Genomic DNA, 15,800 nt, shown 5'->3' with positions numbered 1-15,800 from the left:
CCGGAGGCGCTGCCGCAGGTGAGGCGCTGAGCGGCGCCGATGTGCGCACACACCGCCGCCCAATTGTCCAGACACCACTGCTCACGATCCGCCGAGCCGGACGCGGCGTGGGCAGTGTCGAGCATGGCGACCATCGCCGCCAACCGGCGGGCACACGCCGCGGACTCCACCCGCGACCACGCATCCACCGCAGCAGCCCCGCAACGCCCCGCGGTGCCAGCCACCAACTCATCGAACATGCATTCGAATCTAACCGAGGACCCCGACCCCCGGCCACCCCCAAAACCCCAGTCCGTGGATGAATCGGCGACTGTGGACAACCCCACCGCCAGACACCGAAAACGTCGGCACCACATGCTAACCGGACACAGAAGCGCCAACTACCGCATCCGAAGAGACGCTCAGGACACTAGCCGAGCAGCCGGCGATCATCCGGCTATGATCTCCGCCAGCAGGGTTGGTTCGACGTTGCCGCCGGACACGATGAGCACGGTCGGTCCCGGCGGCGTCTCCCGGCTTCGATATGCCGCCAGCGCGACCGCGCCGCTGGGTTCGGCCACCAGGTGGGCGCGCAGCGCGATTTCGCGGACTGCCTTGCGAATGTCTTTCTCGGACACCGTGACCAAGCCGTCCAGCACTCTCTGCAGATGGGCGAACGTCAGCTCCGAAGGCTGTGATCGGAGCCCGTCGGCGATGGTGCGGTTGCGGTCGGTGATCGACCAGTCGACGCGATGACCCGCGGTCAGGCCCTCTGCGGTGTCCGCGGCAAGTTCGGGTTCCACGCCGATGACCCTTGCCTGCGGCGCGAGTGCCTTGACGGCGGTGCCGATGCCCGATGCCAGGCCGCCACCGCTGACCGGGACGATGACGCTGGCGACGTCAGGCAGATCCTCGACGATCTCCAGTCCGATGGTTCCCTGCCCCGCGATGACGTCGGGGTGATCGAACGGTGGGATCAGGACGCCGCCGGTCCTGGCCACCAGTTCGTCGGCGACCCTCTCGCGCTCGCCTGCTCCGCACAACACCACTTGTGCTCCGTGGCTGCGGGTCGCGGCGATCTTGACGTCTGGTGTCTCATCCGGCATCACGATGTGGGCCGAAATCCGAAAGGTGGCGGCCGCGTACGCCACGGCCTGGGCGTGATTACCACTCGAGTATGCGACGACGCCGCGCGCGCGGGTGGTCTCGTCGAGCCGTCCGATGGCGTTGAACGCACCTCGGACCTTGAACGCACCGATCGCCTGCAGGTTCTCGGGTTTGAGCCACAGTGGGCGGGCGGGATCACCCCACGGAGCCGGAACGAGCGGCGTGCGGACGACCGCGCCGCGGATCCGGTCGGCCGCTGCGCGGATGTCGTCGATGGTGACTAATTGCATGACGTAGGCCTGCTCACGACCAGGAATCCTAGCGTCGAGGGCCGATTGCCGGGGCAGCCGTGACACTGCAAGGTATCCGGTGTGACCGAAGCCTTCTCGTTGCCGATCGTGCCGCGCTACGCCGAAGTCGACCAGCAGGGCGTGGTCTTCAACGGCCACTACCTGACGTGGTTCGACGAGGCGTCTACCGCGTTCTTCGACCACCTCGGCGTGCCCTTCACCGAGTTCAACGCCTGGGGGCTCGACGTACAGGTCGTGCACGCGGAGATCGACTACGTCGCGCCGGTCCGCTGGCGTGATTCGGTGCGCGTCGAAGCGCGGTGCGAGTCGATGGGCACGACGAGCTTCACGCTGCGGTTCGACGTGCTGCGCCGAGGCGGTGACGGTGTCGAGGTCGCAGCGGCTCGCGGGCGCAACGTGTACGTCGTCGTGTCGACCGATGACTGGGCCAAGCGCGGCATTCCGGCGGGATTGCGGGACGCCCTCACTTCCCTTGCGGGTCAAGGTCGGAACGGAAGTGATGGCGGTACTGTCAGCCGATGAGCCACGACCACGGGGACAACGACTCTCAAGGGCCGCATCGGGAACTTCCACCGGGGATGGCCGAGCAGCTCGACCTGCCCCACTCGGGGCTCGCGACCTTCGGACACCGGCCGTTTCTGACCGAGGTCTCCCAGCTCGACTCATGGCGCCCCGACGTTGCCGTCGTCGGCGCCCCGTTCGACGTCGGCACGACGAATCGGCCGGGCGCGAGGTTCGGTCCGCGGGCGATCCGGGCCACCGCGTACGAGCCCGGCACCTATCACATGGATCTGGGTCTGGAGATCTTCGACTGGCTGGAGGTCGTCGACTTCGGCGACGCGTTCTGCCCGCACGGTCAGACCGAGGTGTCCCACCAGAACATCAAGGAGCGCGTCGCGGCCGTCGCCTCCCGCGGCATCGTGCCCGTCGTCCTCGGCGGGGACCACTCGATCACGTGGCCGTCTGCGACCGCGGTGGCCGACGTGCACGGCTACGGCAACGTCGGCATCGTGCACTTCGACGCTCACGCCGACACTGCCGACATCATCGACGGCAACCTGGCCAGCCACGGCACTCCGATGCGTCGGCTCATCGAGTCTGGCGCCGTGCCGGGTACGCACTTCGTCCAGGTCGGACTTCGCGGCTACTGGCCGCCGCAGGACACCTTCGAGTGGATGCAGGAACAGGGCATGGTCTGGCACACCATGCAGGAGATCTGGGAGCGCGGATTCAAGGCGGTGATGGTTGACGCGGTCGGCGAGGCGCTGGCCAAGGCGGACAAGCTGTACCTGTCGGTGGACATCGACGTGCTCGACCCGGCCCACGCACCCGGCACGGGCACTCCGGAACCGGGCGGGATCACCAGCGTCGACCTTCTCCGGATGGTGCGCCAACTCTGCTACGAGCACGACGTTGCAGGCGTTGACGTCGTGGAGGTCTCCCCCGCCTACGACCACGCCGAGCTCACGGTGAACGCCGCGCACCGCGTGGTCTTCGAAGCTCTCGCGGGCATGGCGGCCAGGCGGCGCGATGCCGCAGGCGTCGAGATGGGACCGCCGGGCCGACGGCCGCCACCGGCGTCCTGACCGAGGGCGCGGAGGAGGTCAGGCCTTCTTGAGGGTGAACTGGCAGACGTCGGTGTAGCCCTTGGCGAACAACTCTGCGCAGCCGGTCAGGTACCGCATGTAGCGGTCGTAGACCTCTTCGGACTGGAACGCGATGGCCTCGTCCTTGCGCGCCTCCAGTGCCGCGGCCCAGATTTCCAGCGTGCGGGCGTAGTGCAATTGCAGCGGCTGAACCCGGGTCAACTCGAAGCCGGCGCTGGTGGCATGCTCTTCGACGTCCACGACCTGGGGAAGATCGCCGCCGGGGAAGATCTCGTCCATGATGAACTTGAAGAACTTGAGCTTCGTCATGGTCAGCGGCAGCGCGCGTTCCTTGAATTCCTCGTCGCTCGGCTTGACGATCGTGTGCAGCATCATCACGCCGCCGGGAGGCAACGCCGCGTACGCCATCTTGAAGAAGTCGTCGTAACGGTCGCGCCCGAAGTGCTCGAAGGCGCCGATCGACACGATGCGATCGACGTGTTCGGGGAACTGCTCCCAGCCGTCGAGCAGAACGCGTTTGCTTCTTGGGGTGTCCGTCTCGGCGAGCAGCTCGGCCACGTGCGCTTGCTGGTTCTTGCTAAGGGTAAGACCGACGACGTTGACGTCGTAGCGCTCGATGGCCCGCTTGACGGTGGCACCCCAGCCACAACCGACGTCCAGCAGCGTCATCCCCGGCTCAAGGCCCAGCTTGCCCAGCGACAGATCGATCTTCGCGATCTGGGCTTCTTCAAGCGTCATGTCATCGCGCTCGAAGTACGCACAGCTGTAGGTCTGCGTGGGATCCAGGAAGAGCCGGAAGAAGTCGTCGGACAGGTCGTAATGCGCCTGCACGTCGTCGAAGTGCGGCTTCAGGTTCTGGTTGTCACTCTTTGTGTTCGGCAAGATTCAGCCTTTGGCGTCTGGTTGAGGATCGTCCGTAGCTCCGCGGTCTGGAGAGCCGCCCCGTAGGTGCGCAATTCTCGCAGACTACCCGAATCACGAAGTCAACAGCCAATCGGTTCGGGGCGTTGCGCAGTGTGTCACCAAGCCGTCATCAATGGGTCTCGTGGGGCCGCTCAGCGCCCGTCCTCTGGCGCTCCCGGATTGCCCGTACCTGTGAAACTCCTGTTTGCTGGACCCTTGGGTCCGCTCAGCGCTGGCAGGGCAGGATCAACACCGTGTACCCGACGTCGGGACCATCTCGAGTGACCCGGTGCTCGCCGACGACCTCGAAACCCATTCGGTATGCGAGCCGCAGGCCACGGGTGTTCCAGGTCTGGATCACCGCCCTGAGCGGTTTGTCCGGCAGGGTCCGGTGAACGTCGTCGAGGACCGCCCGTGCGAACGCCTCGCCACGTCCCCGTCCGACGAGATCCGGGGCCATTCCCATGCCCAGGTCCGTCACCGCGCCGTCGGCGGCGAGGCCGGGCACGCGGGCGTCGTCGCCGACGCAGTAGAAGCCGACCACTCGGCCGTCGTCACCCGAGACGACCGCCCGCCGCGTGATCGGCGTCTCGTGATCGGCCGGCTGGTCGTACACCGACCACCTGCCGCCGTACCGCCAACGGGCCGCGTCCGCCTCGTCACGCAACGACCAGGCGCGCACCGCGAGGCCGGGCCACTGCGTCATGTGAGCGATCGCTGCGCGGCGACCTCGTATTCGGCCACGGACGCCGACATCAGCGCCGCTCCCTCGTCGCTCGGTCCGTCACCCCGGAACGCCTCGACCGCCGTCTGGGATTCCCAGCGCTCATAGACGTTGACCCGGCCGTCATCGAGCAGGTCGCCGGAGATGGCGAAGTCAAGACAGCCTGCGGCCGATCGGGCTTGACGCACCACGTCGACGCAGTCGGCGAGGTAGGCGGCGCGTTCACCTGGATCAACGACCACGTATCCGGCGACGATGACGTGTGCCACGAGAACCCCCGTGTGTTCGGATTCAGCGATCAGTTCTCCCGTGGGAGGAGTTCGGTGGCGAACCGGTCGATGAATTCGTCGATGGCACCTGCCCCCGTGGGTCGGATGACGAACTTGGTCAGCCCGGCTGCGAGGTATCCGTCCAGCATTCGGTGCAACTGCGGCCACCCGTCGGCGACCAACTCGGTCGGGTCGACGTCGGGCCTGCGCTTGCGGATCGCCGAAAGGACCTCGTCGGGCAGACCGTTCTCGCCGACGGCGACGTTGATCCCGTAGTGGTCGGGCTCGACGGCGCGCCCGGCCTCGGCCGCGGCTGCCTCGATGAGTTCGCGTCCTCGCCGTGCCTCGTCAGGGGTGAGGAAGCTGCCCAACCAGCCGTCGGCGAGTCGCCCGATGCGGCGGAAGCCCGCGGGCGCGGAGCCACCGAGCCAAATGTCCAGTGGCCTGTCGGGTATTGGGCCGACGGCGACGGACGTGGCGCTGAAGAAGTCACCCGAGAAGTCGGTGCCGTCGGAGGCCAGCGCCGACTTCAGCATGCGCAAGGACTCGTCGAAGACTGCCGCGCGCTGCCCGTCGGGCACGACGAACACCTGCCGCTCGGCCGGTAGCGCGGACCGCAGCCCGAACACGGGCAGGACGCGCTTCGGGGCGAGCGCGGCCAGCGACGCCAGCTGCTTGGCCACCAGCACCGGATGACGTCCCGGCAGTACCACCACCGACGTGCCCACCTTGAGTTTGGTGGTCCTGGCCAAGGCGTATGCCATCCCGATGAACGGGTCGATGGCATCGGTGTAGACCAGCTCCGAGAACCACAGAGAGTCGATGCCGGCTGCCTCGAGGCGGTCGACCACGTGTGACAGTTGCGCGGGGGTACTCTCGGCTCCCGCGCCGAGGCCGACCCCGAACCGGACCTTCATCGAATCAGCTCCACTCACGTCTGCGTCTCGGTGGTCTCTTCGGGTGTCACACGCGCGGGAAGGCCTTCACCACAACCGAAGTCGAGCACCCGATCACTCATCACCCCTCCGATCGTCACTCCGACAGTTAACGCCATATCCACCCGAATGGCAGATCCCCGCGGATAATGTGACTGTCTCCGTTGATTGACCCCACGACGGGACAGCATGGCGTCGACGCTTCGTCGGTGTGCCGTCCGCCACACCGACGAAGGAAAGAGAACCACAGTGAGTCGAAGAAGGAACCGTGTCAGGGCGGTCGTGATCGGTGTTGCAGCCGCGTCGGTCTGCATCCTGTCGCCACTACCCATCGCCAATGCCGACGATCCCTACCTGGTGAGCACCTGGAGCGGGCACCGCGAACGCATCGCGAGCACCGACGGGTACCGCAACGGTGAGGCGACACTCGTCGTCACCGAGCAGACGGGCTTGACGTTCAAGGGGTCCACTCTCGACTACTGCTACTCCGAACACGGCGCCGGTTACCGCACCACGTGTGGTCGGCTTCAGAAGCAGGTCTGAGAGATGCAGGCGTCGGTCACCGTCACCATGGACGCACCCGCGGAGGAGGTCTGGAACCTCGTCGCGGACATCCACAACACCGGACGGTTCTCCCCCGAGACGTTCGAGGCCGAGTGGCTGGACGGCGCAACGGGTCCCGCACTCGGCGCCACGTTCCGAGGGCACGTCAAACGCAACGAGATCGGGCCCGTCTACTGGACGACGTGCCGAGTGACCGCGTGTGAGCCTGGCCGCGAATTCGGCTTCGAAGTGCTGCTCGGCGGCAAGCCGGTCAACAATTGGCACTACCTCTTCGCACCGGGGTGACGGCACCGAGGTCACCGAGTCCTTTCGGATGAACGAAGGCTTGATGACCACAACATCCGTGACATGCGCAAGACCCTGGAGCGGATCAAGGCCGTAGTAGAGACCTGAGTAGAGGCTTGAATCGACGCCCGCCGACGGGAAAGGTGTCGACGGGCGGCAGGTTGCATCGCTAGCGTGTCTTCAGTGGCGACGACCGAGACGGAACTGCACGAGCGCTCGCACGTCGAGCCCTTCGCGGCCCGACCCGTAGTGGTTCTGGCCGTTGTCGTCGGCGTCGCGCACTGCGTGGCAACACTGTTCAGCCGTGGCTACTGGTTCGACGAGGTGTACGTGGTTGCCACCGGACGCGACCACCTGGATTGGGGCTCTGCCGATCAACCGCCGCTGGCGCCGGCGCTGGCGGCCCTGATCGACGCCGTCGCGCCGGGCTCACTGGTCGCGTTGAGGTTGCCTGCCATCCTTGCGACCACGGCCGCGGTGGTGGTCGCGGCACTCATCGCACGCGAGCTCGGATGCGACCGTCGTGCACAGGTTTTCGTGGCCGCGGCGCAAGCCACCGCGCTGTGGACGACGTTGGCCGGGCACTGGTTGACACCGTACGCACTGGAGCCACTGCAATGGATGTTGCTGGTGTGGTTGATGATTCGATGGCAGAGGATACGCGACGACCGGTTGCTTCCGGTCATCGGTGTCATCGCAGGTTTAGCCGTACTGACGAAGTTTCAAGTCATGCTGCTGTGCCTGGTGCTACTCGTCGCCATCGCCGTGTGCGGGCCGCGCGACCTGCTGTGGCGGCCGATGCTGTGGGTGGGCGCGCTGGTCGCACTGGTGATCGCGTCGCCCACCGTGATCTGGCAGCAGGTCCACGGTTGGCCGCAGCTACGGATGACGCGCGTCGTCGCCGGCGAGGCGGATGCGCTCTACGGCGGCAGAGGCGGAATCGCCGTCGAGCTGCTGTTGTTCGCCGGTCTGGCCGACGCCTTCCTCGCGCTCTACGGACTCGTCCGATTGTTGCGCACAGACGAGCTCAGGCCGTACCGGTATCTGGGAGTTGCGTTTCCGGTGCTGTGGGTCGTGTTCGTGATCGCCGAGGGAAGGCCGTACTACCTGGTGGGGTTGTATCCGCCGCGGGCGCCATGGGCCTGCAGCGCCGAAGAGAGTCCGGACGGACCGCACGCCGGTGGCTGCTCTGGCCGGCATGGGTGGCCTGCGGGGCACTGGCGATCGGCGCGCTGGTCGTGTCGGTGACGGTCGCCCGTTCGGACGTCGGCGAGGGCATTGCCCAACGCACCGCGGAGGTGCTTCGCGGCCTGCCCGCCGACCAGCGCGACCGAACCGTCGTCTACGGCGAGTCCTACATCGTGGCAGCGTTTCTCGACGGCTTCGCCGATCTCTACGATCTTCCGGAGGCGTACAGCGGAAACCGCGGCTACGGCTACTTCGCGGAGCCGCCTGCCGATCACGACGCGGTGCTCTACGTCGGCCGGGATCCGAGCTCGTTGTCGCCGTACTTCACGGCCACCAGCGAGGTGTGCGACATCGGCGACGACATGCATGCCTTTCTCCTCACGGGCCTGCGCGAGCCGTGGGCGTCGGTGTGGCCGCGACTGCGGTCGTTGACCGTCTCCTGAATCGGCTCCGCCGCCGCGACCCCTTTGGTAGAACGTCAACATGGGTCAGTGGTCTCGGGAGGAACTCGAAGAGGCGTTCGCACGGCAACAACAGGTGGTCCGCGAGATCGGGCAGAGCTGGGACTGGTCCCGCTACGCCGACCTGTTCACCGAGGACGCCACCTACGTCGAGCACCTGTACGGCAAAATGGCGGGCCGCGAACGGATCCGGGAGTGGATCGTCTCCACGATGAACGTGTTCCCCGGGAGCGAGATGCCGTTCTACCCGGCGTCGTGGTACTCGATCGACACCGACAAGGGCTGGGTCATCACCGAGATCATGAACCGGATGAAGGACCCCGGCGACGGAACTGTCATCGAACGGCCGTGCATCACCATTCTCAAGTACGCCGGCGACGGGCTGTGGAACTACGAGGAGGATGCCTACAACCCGATGAATTTCATGCCGATGGTGCAGGAGTACGTCGAGCGCAGCCTCGAGTGCGGCACGCTCTCCGAGGACGGCGCCGCGTTCGCAAGGAAAATGGGGTGGCAGCCGGCCTGACCGTCAGCCGAAGACGAAGTCGTCGAGATCGGGTTCTCGGGTCCAGGTCCAGTAGTCGACCAGTCGCCACGGGCTCAGCGTGTACACCTCGCCGTCAGCGTTCTTGTAGAACGAGTGCTTGATCGACGGCTGCGACCAGACCATCTTGCGCATCTTCTCCTGACTGCGTCGCACCCAGTCATCCGTCCTGTCCTGCCGTGGCTCCATGAACCGCAGCCCGTCGGCGATCAGCCGGTCCAGGCACTTCGAGATGTAACGCATCTGGCACTCCGAGTGGAAGATGAGGCTGCCGCCGCTGGCGAGGTTGGTGCCAGGCCCGTACATGCAGAAGAAGTTCGGGTAGCCGGGGACGGTGATCCCCAGAAACGCCGATGGCCGTTGCCCCCAGAGTTCGCGGAGATCACGCCTGTCGCGACCCGTGATCGTCATGGGCCACAACACTTCGGTGGCCTGAAACCCGGTGGCGAACACGATCACGTCGGCCGGATGACGGACGCCGTCGTCGGTGACGATGGCGCCGGAGTCGATGTGGTCGATCGGCGTGCGGACCAAGTCGACGTCCTCGCGCGTCAGCGTCCGCAGCCAGCTGCCGTTGTCCTGCAACGTGCGCTTGCCCGTCGCCGGATAGTCCGGCACGACCTTCGCAGCCAACTCGGGATCATCGCCGATCTGGCTCTTTAGCCACTCCGCGAACACGAGCCTGGTGATCTCGTTGATCTCACTGACGGCACGTCGTTGGTCCGGGTAGTCGGGATCGACCCGCGCGGCCTCCAGGCCCTTGTCGCAGCCCGGCCAGAGCAGCAGGAACCGGTACCACCTCCCGTAGAACGGTAGATGGCGCAGCGCCCACCGCACCCCAGGCCCGACCGCCGCGTGGTAGTTCGGGTTCGGGAACATCCACTGGGCGGTCCGCTGAAAGACGGCGAGGTGTGCGACGTCCTCGACGATCGTCGGAGCGATCTGGAAACCGCTTGCGCCCGCGCCGATCATCGCAACGCGTTTGCCGCTCAGATCCACCGAGTGGTCCCACTCCGCGGAGTGAAACGCAGCTCCGGAGAACAGGTCTCGACCCGGGATCGCCGGCAGCTGGGGTCGGTCGAGCTGCCCCACTGCGCTGATGACCGCTCGAGCCTCGAGTGTCGAGACCGCGCCGTCGAGTCCACGCGTGCGGACGGTCCACGTCGCCGTCGCGTCATCCCACGACGCATCGGTGACCTCGGTCTCCCACCGGACGTGCTGCCCGACGTCGTACTTGTCCATGACGCACTGGAAGTAGTCCTGCAGTTCGGGCTGTTCGGCGAAGAAGTGCGTCCACTGATCGGTGGGTTCGAAGCTGTAGCAGTAGAAGTGATTTCCGACGTCGACCCGCGCACCTGGGTACGTGTTCTAATACCAGGTGCCACCGGGCCCGGCGTTCTTCTCGACGATCGTGAAGGGGATGCCGGCCTGCTTCAGCCGGATGCCCGCGAGCAACCCGGACTCACCGCAGCCGATCACGACGACTCCGAACTCGCCGCGTGCGGTCTCCGTCGACGTGGTGACCGCACGGGCATCGGTCCCGTCGAGCTCCATCTCCTCGGGCAACATCGGCACGTACTCGTCGGGCACCGGTTCGCAGACGAGCCACTCCATCATCTCCTTGAGCAGCTCACCGGTGATCGGCTCGGGCTCGGGGCAGCCGCGGTCCCGGTAGTCGGCGATCACCTTCAGCGCGGTTCGTGCGGACTGCGGACTTGTCTTCCTCGGACATGTACCCCTGCACCTCGTTGAGGAAGAGTCCTGCCGGCTTCAACGCACCGCGGATGAGCACGGGATCGCCCGCCATGTGGACCAGTGACAGCATCAACGTCGGGATGCTGACGTCGAGCAGCGCTTCGGCGATCTCCTCGTCGGAGTTCGTAAACGGTTGCCCTGCATGTGGGTTGCGCACCCGTCGGTGCTACCACGGCGAAACGGTCACGCGCAGGCCATCCGCGGAAACCGGCGCCGCGGGTTGGGTCCGCGACCGCTGGGGTAAAACGGTTCAATGACGCACGACACCGACCACCCGGACGAATCCGACGCCCGCCTCGACCGGCGCCCCACAGGCGTCGACGACGACACGATCGCGGCGGTCGGGAAGGTGTCGGAGGCGTTGGAGTACGTCGAGCGCGCCCGTGGCCATCTGTACTCCTTCCATCAGTTGATTGGCCATGCCGACCTGACGCTCGGCGACGCCTGCGACGAGCTGCGGTCGGCAGGTCACGAGGCCGTCGCCGACCGCTTGGAGACGGAACTGGTGGGCCGCAACGTGCTCCACGGTCGCTGGACCTTCCAGATCGTCGAGGAGTTCGACGACGGCTATTGGACTGAGTTCCGGGACCACGAGCGTCGGGTGCGCGACGACCTGCAAGCAGGTGAGCGCCACGTGTTCGAGGCGAAGATGAAGGAGCAGCGACGCACCCACGGCCGAATGGGACACGAGGCCAGACCGTGAGGTTACGCTCGGCGGCATCGCGTTCTCGACGGTGAGGTGAAGCAACGTGGGCATCTCGACGCGGGTCAACGGTTCCCCACCGCCCGACGTGCCGATCTCCGACATCAATCTCGGGTCGTGGGACTTCTGGGCGCTGGACGACGAGATGCGCGACGGCGCGTTCGCCACGCTGCGGCGTGAGGAGCCGGTGTCGCATCAGCCGGAGTTCATCCAGGACGGCTTCGCGCAGGGCAGGGGACACTGGGCCGTCACCCGCTACGACGACGTCTTCCACGCGAGCAGAAATCCCGAGATCTTCAGCTCGGCCGCAGGCATCGTCATAGGCGACCAGACTCCGGAACTGGCCGAGTACTTCGGTTCGATGATCGCGATGGACGATCCGCGGCACACCCGGCTGCGCAACATCGTCCGGAGCGCGTTCACCCCGCGGGTGCTGACCCGCATCGAGGACTCGGTCCGCGACCGCGCCCGGCGCCTCGTTGAAGCGATGGTGGCCGACAATCCCGACGGCACGGCCGAATTGGTCTCCTCGCTGGCCGGACCACTTCCGCTTCAGATCATCTGCGACATGATGGGAATCCCGGAAGAGGACCACCTCCAGGTCTTTCACTGGACCAACGTGATCCTGGGGTTCGGAGACCCGGAGATCACGGCCGACTTCGACGAGTTCGTCAAGGTCGCCATGGACATCGGCGCTTACGCTGCCGCCCTTGCCGACGACCGACGCGCCCATCCGGGTGAGGATCTCACCACCAGCCTGGTGCAGGCCGAGCTCGACGGCGAGCGGCTGACCTCCGGAGAGGTCGCGTCGTTCTTCATCCTGTTGGTGGTGGCCGGCAACGAGACGACCCGCAATGCGATCAGCCACGGGGTTCTCGCGCTGAGCAGGCATCCCGAGCAGCGCGACGACTGGTGGAGCGACTACGACACGGTCGCGCCGACCGCCGTGGAGGAGGTCGTCAGGTGGGCCTCCCCCGTCGCCTACATGCGCCGCACGGTGACCCGCGAAACCGAGCTGGGTGGTGTCAAACTCGTTGCGGGCGAAAAGGTTACGCTCTGGTACGGCTCGGCGAACCGTGACCACGCCAAGTTCGACGATCCGTGGTCGTTCGACGTGCGCCGCCACCCGAACCCGCACGTCGGCTTTGGCGGGGGCGGTGCTCATTTCTGCCTTGGCGCGAACCTGGCGCGTCGCGAGATCACCGTCGCCTTCGAAGAACTGCACCGCAGGCTCCCTGACATCGTCGCCACCGAGGAACCGGCCCGGCTGCAGTCGGCGTTCATTCACGGAATCAAGCGACTGCCGGTCGCCTGGACACCGCCGAGTTAGTCGACTCCCTCATCGAATGCCTCGCAGAATTCGGCCAGTTCGGCTCGGGTCGGCCCGTCGGGCACGGCGGGGCGCCAGCCGTCCGCGAATATCTCTCTCGCCCTTGGTTCGACGGTGTCGAGGCTGGCGGGCAGTGCATCCATCCTGGCGTATGGCTCGACGACGGCGCGAAGGGTGTCATCTGCGGCAGCCGCGGCGACGATGAGGTCCGACGGCAGGCGGCGTGTGGTGTCCACCTCGCCACCGGACCACCGGCGAATCCGGTCGGCGTCGGCAAACCGGTGGTCGTCGAACCAGGGCCGGATGTTGTCGGTGCACCACCGATCGAACTTCCTGGTGACCGTGTCGACGTCGCTGCCATGCTCGTCGAGCGAGCGCACCAGAGCGCCCGCCTGGGCGAGCGCCAGCGTGTCGCCGCGACCGGCCAGCGGCGTGGTGGTGCAGACTGCGTCACCGACCGAGATCATGCCCGGCGTGAGCGGGCGGCCCGCGGCGTCGAGTTGGACCCGGTAGGAGTTGTACGCCTTACCGCCGGGCAGCACGGGCGCGATCGGTCGGGCGCGGCGTGGATCCGCCCATTCGCAGAGGTCGGGAATGGCGCGGACGGCAGCGTCGAACACCTCCCCGTACCGGAGACCGCGCAGGCGGTGGTCGGAGCCGTCGTGGGCGAAGGTGATCGAGAACGTCCGATCATCGTGCTGGAAGGCGATGGCGAAGTAGCCGGCGAAGTTCAACGACTTGCCGATCGGCGAGTTGGTCGGCGCGGGAGGAGCACCGCCGTCGAAGGTTTCGTGCAACCGCTACTGACGGTCGACGTACACCGCTGCACAGTCGCCGCCCTCGGCCGCGGCACGGACGGCGCCGGTGTACCTGCTCACCCGGCCCGACGCGTCGATCACGACGTCGGCCATCAGTCCGCGACCGGTCGCCGTCACGCCGAGGACGCGGCCGTGGTCACGCACCAGGCCGTCGACGTGGCCGGTGTGCAACGTGATTCCAGACTCTCGTGCGGCTTTGCACCGCAATACGGCATCGAAGGTGGCCCGACGGCACAGCAAGGCCACGGGCCTGCCGTCGGGCCGTTGGCGACCGAGGCACCGGCCGCCTCCAGATGCCCCAGCACGTCCGGCATTTCATTGCACAGCGCCTCGACGACGGGACCTCGGAAGGTATGCGCATGGTGGAACTGCATGACGCCCCTGCGACGCCACTGCCCGTGCCGGGGAGGGCCCGGGTCACGGTCGACGAGCACCACGTCCCGACCTCGGCGGGCGAGGGCAAGTCCGGTGAAGAGTCCGGTCGGCCCAGCGCCGACGATGATCGTTCGCATCTATCCCCCATTTGAGGTATCTTGCGATGTAATGAATACTCACCGGGTGGCGTGAATGGTCGAACGTGTCAAGCGTGACTATCGCTCGGAGTTGCGCGCCACCCAGGCTACCGACACTCGGCACTCGATCGTCTCGGCGGCGGCTCGGTTGTTCGCCGAGGCCGGCTACGGCGCGACCACCATCGACACGGTGGCCAACGCGGCTGGGGTGAGTCGCAAGACGGTGTTCACGGCAGTGGGCGGCAAGGTCGAGCTCTTGAAGACGGCGCTGGACTGGGCGGTGGCAGGCGACGATGCTCCCCTGGCCCTCTCGGAACGGCCCGCGATCCGCAAGCTTCTCGCCGGAGGCGATCCGGTGGAATTGCTCGCGGCATGGGTGCGCGCCATTGTCGAGATCGACGAGCGGGCTGCGGGCCTGTTCGCCGCGCTGGAGATCGCGGCCGACGCGCATGACGAGGCGAGACGACTACTGCAGGAGTACCGACGGCAGCGTCTTGCCAGTGGGCAAGAGGTGGTCAGACGGCTCAGCCAGCTCGATGCGTTGGGTGATGGGCTGTCTCGTGCGAAGGCGATCGACGTGGCGTGGTTAGCGACCGATCCCGTGATCTTCACCCGGTTCGTGAAGGACAGGGGTTGGACCGTGAAGGCATTCGAGGCGTGGTTGCAGCGGTCGCTGGTCGCTCAGCTGCTCGCGTGAACTTCGCGCCATCCCTAGTTGACTGCGCGGTGGCGCTTCTCGTCGTGCTCGACGCGGTTCAGTTCGTCCCGCTTGGCGCGGTCCTTCTCGGCCTCGTCACGCGCGTCGTCGGCATCGTTCTCGCGGCGCGGATCCAGACCGTCGGCGCGTTCACTCTCGGCGTCGAGACGTTCCCTCGACGACGCGGCTTCGTCGCGGTGTGTGGCGGCCCTGTCCGCCAGGCGGGCGGCCTCGGCGGCCTTGGCCTCGGCTTCGGCGGCTGCCGCCCTGGCCTTCGCGTCCGTCTCGGCGGCGACGGCCTCACGCTTCTCCACCCGAGTGTTCTCTTCGCGGACCTCCTCACGGATGCGGTCGGACTCGGCCACGCGCCTGCGGTCACGAGCACGGCGGGCGACGAACGCGGATACGAGGATCAAGAGCAGGACCACCGCGACGGCCACGACGATCCAGACGACGGCATTGGTGGCCATCTCGGACTCCTTCGGCTAATGGCACGTCACGCATTTGACGTGCTCGCTGATTCCGCGGATTCCCTGGATGGCCGACCTTCAAACCGTCATAGCGTGATGGCAGACTTACTTGACGATCAGCGTGCCCTTCATTTGCGGGTGGTATATGCAGGTGAAGGGGTATTCACCCGGTTTCGTCGGTGCGGTGAACGTCTTCTGCGCGCCACCGTCGACGTCGGTGTCGAACGTGCCCTTCGGGTCGGAAGTCACGGAGTGTTCGACAGTGTCGGCGTTGACGATGTTGACCGTCGCTCCCGGGGACACAGTGAGCGGAGCGCCGAAGGCCATCCCGGAGATGGTGACCGTCGGTCCGGAAGCCGGCGTCGGAGTTGCCGCCGGACCGCCGGTCATGGCGACGGGCGAGCTGCTCGAGCCGTAGCCCGGGCTGGGAGCTTTGGCGCTGCTGCTGCACGCAGTGACGATGGCACCGATCATCAGCAACGCCCCGAGCAGTGAACCGATCTTGGTCATGTGTCCTTACCTTTCTTGCAGGGTGTTCGGGACCGTCGGTCGTAGGCTTCGGATTGCCCAGGGACGTCGGGTATGGCTTTCATGGTTGTGCTGCTGTTCATGGCCGAGGAGGATTGGCCGCCCGGTGT

18 protein-coding genes and 4 pseudogenes are annotated in these 15,800 nt (G+C 66.5%); 10 read left to right on the top strand and 12 right to left on the bottom strand.

The window, feature by feature from the left end:
• Together QOI01_RS03550 and QOI01_RS03545 are read right to left on the bottom strand one after the other, a co-directional pair.
• A pseudogene (locus QOI01_RS03550) lies at positions 1 to 239 on the bottom strand (HNH endonuclease signature motif containing protein); the annotation flags it as partial.
• A 189-nt stretch (positions 240 to 428) separates the two neighbouring features.
• On the bottom strand, positions 429 to 1,376 hold the full coding sequence (locus tag QOI01_RS03545; protein ID WP_526378653.1) for a threonine ammonia-lyase: 948 nt from the start codon (positions 1,374 to 1,376) through the stop codon (positions 429 to 431).
• Positions 1,377 to 1,457: 81 nt separating this feature from the next.
• Between QOI01_RS03545 and QOI01_RS03540 the strand changes: the two genes are divergently transcribed.
• Positions 1,458 to 1,919, top strand: coding sequence for an acyl-CoA thioesterase (locus tag QOI01_RS03540; protein ID WP_526378651.1), 462 nt, complete (start codon positions 1,458 to 1,460; stop codon positions 1,917 to 1,919).
• On the top strand, positions 1,916 to 2,983 hold the full coding sequence (gene speB, locus QOI01_RS03535) for an agmatinase (RefSeq protein ID WP_526378649.1): 1,068 nt from the start codon (positions 1,916 to 1,918) through the stop codon (positions 2,981 to 2,983). Before QOI01_RS03540 ends, speB begins: the two co-directional genes overlap by 4 nt.
• A gap of 18 nt (positions 2,984 to 3,001) precedes the next feature.
• Here the strand turns inward: speB and QOI01_RS03530 are convergent, their stop codons facing one another.
• From QOI01_RS03530 to QOI01_RS03515, 4 genes are all read right to left on the bottom strand, one after another.
• On the bottom strand, positions 3,002 to 3,886 hold the full coding sequence (locus QOI01_RS03530; protein ID WP_526378647.1) for a cyclopropane mycolic acid synthase family methyltransferase: 885 nt from the start codon (positions 3,884 to 3,886) through the stop codon (positions 3,002 to 3,004).
• A 247-nt stretch (positions 3,887 to 4,133) separates the two neighbouring features.
• Positions 4,134 to 4,613 carry a GNAT family N-acetyltransferase gene (locus tag QOI01_RS03525; protein WP_526378645.1) on the bottom strand — a complete coding sequence of 160 codons (480 nt, stop codon included), beginning with the start codon at positions 4,611 to 4,613 and terminating at the stop codon, positions 4,134 to 4,136.
• Positions 4,610 to 4,900, bottom strand: a complete 291-nt coding sequence (locus QOI01_RS03520; protein ID WP_526378643.1) for a putative quinol monooxygenase — start codon at positions 4,898 to 4,900, stop codon at positions 4,610 to 4,612. Before QOI01_RS03520 ends, QOI01_RS03525 begins: the two co-directional genes overlap by 4 nt.
• Positions 4,901 to 4,929: 29 nt before the next feature.
• A complete protein-coding gene (locus QOI01_RS03515) occupies positions 4,930 to 5,817 on the bottom strand; it encodes a TIGR03854 family LLM class F420-dependent oxidoreductase (RefSeq protein ID WP_526378641.1) in 888 nt (295 codons plus the stop codon).
• 300 nt (positions 5,818 to 6,117) lie between these two features.
• Here QOI01_RS03515 and QOI01_RS03510 point away from each other — a divergent pair, with 300 nt between their 5' ends.
• The 5 genes and pseudogenes from QOI01_RS03510 (at position 6,118) to QOI01_RS03490 (ending at position 8,859) form a co-directional block, all read left to right on the top strand.
• On the top strand, positions 6,118 to 6,378 hold the full coding sequence (locus QOI01_RS03510) for a hypothetical protein (RefSeq protein ID WP_526378639.1): 261 nt from the start codon (positions 6,118 to 6,120) through the stop codon (positions 6,376 to 6,378).
• A 3-nt stretch (positions 6,379 to 6,381) separates the two neighbouring features.
• Positions 6,382 to 6,792 (top strand): annotated as a pseudogene (locus QOI01_RS03505) (SRPBCC family protein).
• A gap of 75 nt (positions 6,793 to 6,867) precedes the next feature.
• A complete protein-coding gene (locus QOI01_RS03500; protein ID WP_526378637.1) occupies positions 6,868 to 7,932 on the top strand; it encodes a glycosyltransferase family 39 protein in 1,065 nt (354 codons plus the stop codon).
• On the top strand, positions 7,929 to 8,315 hold the full coding sequence (locus QOI01_RS03495; protein WP_526378635.1) for a hypothetical protein: 387 nt from the start codon (positions 7,929 to 7,931) through the stop codon (positions 8,313 to 8,315). Before QOI01_RS03500 ends, QOI01_RS03495 begins: the two co-directional genes overlap by 4 nt.
• A 40-nt stretch (positions 8,316 to 8,355) precedes the next feature.
• Positions 8,356 to 8,859, top strand: a complete 504-nt coding sequence (locus QOI01_RS03490) for a nuclear transport factor 2-like protein (RefSeq protein ID WP_526378633.1) — start codon at positions 8,356 to 8,358, stop codon at positions 8,857 to 8,859.
• Between the two features lie 3 nt (positions 8,860 to 8,862).
• Here the strand turns inward: QOI01_RS03490 and QOI01_RS03485 are convergent.
• A pseudogene (locus tag QOI01_RS03485) lies at positions 8,863 to 10,789 on the bottom strand (flavin-containing monooxygenase).
• Between the two features lie 96 nt (positions 10,790 to 10,885).
• On the opposite strand from QOI01_RS03485, the gene QOI01_RS03480 reads away from it, so the two are divergent.
• Positions 10,886 to 11,335, top strand: coding sequence for a hypothetical protein (locus QOI01_RS03480; protein WP_526378631.1), 450 nt, complete (start codon positions 10,886 to 10,888; stop codon positions 11,333 to 11,335).
• Between the two features lie 46 nt (positions 11,336 to 11,381).
• A complete protein-coding gene (locus tag QOI01_RS03475) occupies positions 11,382 to 12,665 on the top strand; it encodes a cytochrome P450 (protein ID WP_526378629.1) in 1,284 nt (427 codons plus the stop codon).
• Here QOI01_RS03475 and QOI01_RS03470 read toward each other — a convergent pair.
• From QOI01_RS03470 to QOI01_RS03460, 3 genes and pseudogenes are all read right to left on the bottom strand, one after another.
• The gene (locus QOI01_RS03470; protein ID WP_526378627.1) at positions 12,662 to 13,462 is read right to left on the bottom strand and encodes a hypothetical protein; all 801 of its coding nucleotides are present in this window, start codon (positions 13,460 to 13,462) and stop codon (positions 12,662 to 12,664) included. The genes QOI01_RS03475 and QOI01_RS03470 overlap by 4 nt on opposite strands.
• 3 nt (positions 13,463 to 13,465) lie before the next feature.
• Positions 13,466 to 13,729, bottom strand: a complete 264-nt coding sequence (locus tag QOI01_RS03465) for an NAD(P)/FAD-dependent oxidoreductase (RefSeq protein WP_526378655.1) — start codon at positions 13,727 to 13,729, stop codon at positions 13,466 to 13,468.
• A gap of 95 nt (positions 13,730 to 13,824) precedes the next feature.
• Positions 13,825 to 13,995 (bottom strand): annotated as a pseudogene (locus QOI01_RS03460) (FAD-dependent oxidoreductase); the annotation flags it as partial.
• Between the two features lie 55 nt (positions 13,996 to 14,050).
• On the opposite strand from QOI01_RS03460, the gene QOI01_RS03455 reads away from it, so the two are divergent.
• Positions 14,051 to 14,692 carry a TetR/AcrR family transcriptional regulator gene (locus QOI01_RS03455; RefSeq protein ID WP_526378625.1) on the top strand — a complete coding sequence of 214 codons (642 nt, stop codon included), beginning with the start codon at positions 14,051 to 14,053 and terminating at the stop codon, positions 14,690 to 14,692.
• A gap of 14 nt (positions 14,693 to 14,706) precedes the next feature.
• On the opposite strand, the gene QOI01_RS03450 is transcribed toward QOI01_RS03455, so the two are convergent.
• Positions 14,707 to 15,162: a hypothetical protein gene (locus QOI01_RS03450; protein ID WP_526378623.1), complete on the bottom strand. Its 456-nt coding sequence runs from the start codon at positions 15,160 to 15,162 to the stop codon at positions 14,707 to 14,709.
• A gap of 105 nt (positions 15,163 to 15,267) precedes the next feature.
• On the bottom strand, positions 15,268 to 15,672 hold the full coding sequence (locus tag QOI01_RS03445; RefSeq protein WP_526378621.1) for a cupredoxin domain-containing protein: 405 nt from the start codon (positions 15,670 to 15,672) through the stop codon (positions 15,268 to 15,270).
• Between the last annotated feature and the right edge of the window lie 128 nt (positions 15,673 to 15,800).

This window comes from Mycobacterium sp. (assembly GCF_032162605.1).
Classification (GTDB): Bacteria; Actinomycetota; Actinomycetes; order Mycobacteriales; family Mycobacteriaceae; genus Mycobacterium.
The sequence above is the reverse complement of the archived record's forward strand: the minus strand, read 5'-3'. Positions and strand labels throughout refer to the sequence as shown.

Coding starts and splice junctions, on each gene's coding strand:
- QOI01_RS03480 (WP_526378631.1), top strand. CDS start 10,886: ATGACGCACGACACCGACCACCCGGACGAATCCGACGCCCGCCTCGAC.
- QOI01_RS03445 (WP_526378621.1), bottom strand. CDS start 15,672: ATGACCAAGATCGGTTCACTGCTCGGGGCGTTGCTGATGATCGGTGCC.
- QOI01_RS03515 (WP_526378641.1), bottom strand. CDS start 5,817: ATGAAGGTCCGGTTCGGGGTCGGCCTCGGCGCGGGAGCCGAGAGTACC.
- QOI01_RS03490 (WP_526378633.1), top strand. CDS start 8,356: ATGGGTCAGTGGTCTCGGGAGGAACTCGAAGAGGCGTTCGCACGGCAA.
- QOI01_RS03450 (WP_526378623.1), bottom strand. CDS start 15,162: ATGGCCACCAATGCCGTCGTCTGGATCGTCGTGGCCGTCGCGGTGGTC.
- QOI01_RS03455 (WP_526378625.1), top strand. CDS start 14,051: ATGGTCGAACGTGTCAAGCGTGACTATCGCTCGGAGTTGCGCGCCACC.
- QOI01_RS03545 (WP_526378653.1), bottom strand. CDS start 1,376: ATGCAATTAGTCACCATCGACGACATCCGCGCAGCGGCCGACCGGATC.
- speB (WP_526378649.1), top strand. CDS start 1,916: ATGAGCCACGACCACGGGGACAACGACTCTCAAGGGCCGCATCGGGAA.
- QOI01_RS03525 (WP_526378645.1), bottom strand. CDS start 4,613: ATGACGCAGTGGCCCGGCCTCGCGGTGCGCGCCTGGTCGTTGCGTGAC.